Below are 1,845 nucleotides of genomic sequence, written 5' to 3' on the forward strand. Positions count from 1 at the left end.
TCGGCCTCGGCCAAAGTGAATCTGCTGTCGACAATGTCCGCCTGCACCGAACCTTCGATGACGTGAAACACTTGCGCCGGTGAACGCGCAGGCAATCGCAAGCTTTGCGCAGGTCGCAACATCAGCGCGTAAAAGCCCAGAATGTTTTCTGTATCAGTACCTGTCTCCGGGTTGGTATAAGTGATTTGCACTTGTTCTAAATCGGGCAAATCAGCTGCCAATGTTTGCAACGCGGCTTTGGCATCGGTCCACGCATAACGCAACATAGGGTAGGCCTTATGGCTGCGTTCAAACACATGGCTGGGCACCAAACCACCGTGCGCGTATTGTTTGTCGCCGCGACCGGGCGTGATGGTTTGCTGGTCTCCGTTCACATGGTAAGACGCTTCCATGTAATAAACCAATGGCAGGTCCAACACATCCAACCAGATCACAGGGTCTGTGCCGTCGTGGCCATGCTCGTGCCACAAGCCTGTGGGCGTGAGGATCAAATCACCCCGGCTCATGGGGCATTTCTCGCCGCCCACCGTGGTGTAAGCGCCCTCGCCTTCGACAATCATGCGCACTGCATTCGGCGTGTGTCTATGACTCGGTGCCCACTCGCCGGGCATCAGCAATTGCATGCCCAGATACATGGCTGCGCTGGCTTGCATTTTGTCCAGACCGTGACCGGGGTTGGCCAACACCAACACGCGGCGTTCGGCTTTTTCAATCGGTGTCAGCTCGCCAGCTTTCAACAACAAAGGCTTCAAAGTTTTGTAGGGCCAGTGGGTAGGCTGTGTTTGGCGCGTGGGAATTTTGGGTGGCAATACGCCTCGCAAACTCGGCCATAAAGGCACCAGATTCAGATCGCGCAAATCCTTTATGTAGTCCTTCGGTAAATCTTCTATTCGACCTAATTCGTTAGACATATCAATTCCTTGTATCACTCATCAGTCTTGCGTCATGTTGATCAGCACGCGCTTGTTTTCAATACGCACGGCATACACGCGCAGGTCTTGCGTCAAGGGTGCGCACATGGCTTTGCCGGTACACACATCAAACCGTCCCTGGTGTAAGGGACATTCGATTTCACGTCCTTCCAGAAAACCATCACTCATGCGAGCAGCGCCATGCGTGCACAGGTTGTCGGTAGCGAAAACTTCGCCTTCGACCTCGTAAAGTGCGATTTCCCGTCCGTCAACCATGACCGAGGTCACATCGGCTTCAGGCACCGCGTCCAGTGCTAGCACATCCATCCAGTTATCAGACATGGTTTGTTCCTTAAATAGGGTAAATGATGGAGTTAGCGATCATTTCACTGTCATATACACACAGGCGCGACTGAAATTTCAAACCTTCATCCGTTTTAAAAATATGATCATGGTAGTAGCCGACACTCAAAATAGTGGAGTCACCGTCGAACTTGGTGCGTATCACCGTGTAGTTAGCTTCAGCGTGTATGCGCGTTCCGTTGTGGGTGACAGACAATACCCTGGGGGTGCCCACAATATGCCGCTGGTAGTAGGGGTCGTGGTAGAGCGTTTCTTTGACGCCATACACACGGTCTTTGATCATGTCTCTGCTCTCAAGGGCCAGCAAACACAAGGGCATGCCTTGTTCAAAGTTTTCACGCGGCTGCAAACGGTAAAACGCATCCTCCAAAAAGAAGTCAGGCCATTTCTCCCACTCTGTGGAGTCACACACCATGGCGTAATCGCTGTAGAGATTTAAAAGCTCGAAATACGTGTTGAAGTCCATCATGCTCATTCCCCCATCACTTTGCGCCAGTACTTGTACATACCGCGAATCAATGTTTCTGTGACCATGTGGTCTGTGTCTTCCACCTCGTAGCCACCCATCTCC

At 52.1% G+C, this 1,845-nt stretch carries 3 protein-coding genes; all 3 read right to left on the bottom strand.

Going from position 1 to position 1,845, the window contains the following annotated elements:
• A partial coding sequence (locus AC9UG7_RS00660) for a cupin domain-containing protein (protein ID WP_509583084.1) occupies nucleotides 1–911 on the bottom strand: 911 nt, incomplete at its 3' end.
• A 21-nt stretch (nucleotides 912–932) separates the two neighbouring features.
• Nucleotides 933–1,253, bottom strand: coding sequence for a non-heme iron oxygenase ferredoxin subunit (locus AC9UG7_RS00665; RefSeq protein ID WP_509583086.1), 321 nt, complete (start codon nucleotides 1,251–1,253; stop codon nucleotides 933–935).
• Nucleotides 1,254–1,263: 10 nt separating this feature from the next.
• Nucleotides 1,264–1,743: an aromatic-ring-hydroxylating dioxygenase subunit beta gene (locus AC9UG7_RS00670; protein WP_509583087.1), complete on the bottom strand. Its 480-nt coding sequence runs from the start codon at nucleotides 1,741–1,743 to the stop codon at nucleotides 1,264–1,266.
• Between the last annotated feature and the right edge of the window lie 102 nt (nucleotides 1,744–1,845).

This window comes from Limnohabitans sp., assembly GCF_046052765.1.
Lineage (GTDB): Bacteria > Pseudomonadota > Gammaproteobacteria > Burkholderiales > Burkholderiaceae_C > Limnohabitans.

Bases quoted from the DNA above. Each gene is read 5' to 3' on its own strand.
- AC9UG7_RS00665 (WP_509583086.1), bottom strand. From the start codon at position 1,253: ATGTCTGATAACTGGATGGATGTGCTAGCACTGGACGCGGTGCCTGAA.
- AC9UG7_RS00670 (WP_509583087.1), bottom strand. From the start codon at position 1,743: ATGATGGACTTCAACACGTATTTCGAGCTTTTAAATCTCTACAGCGAT.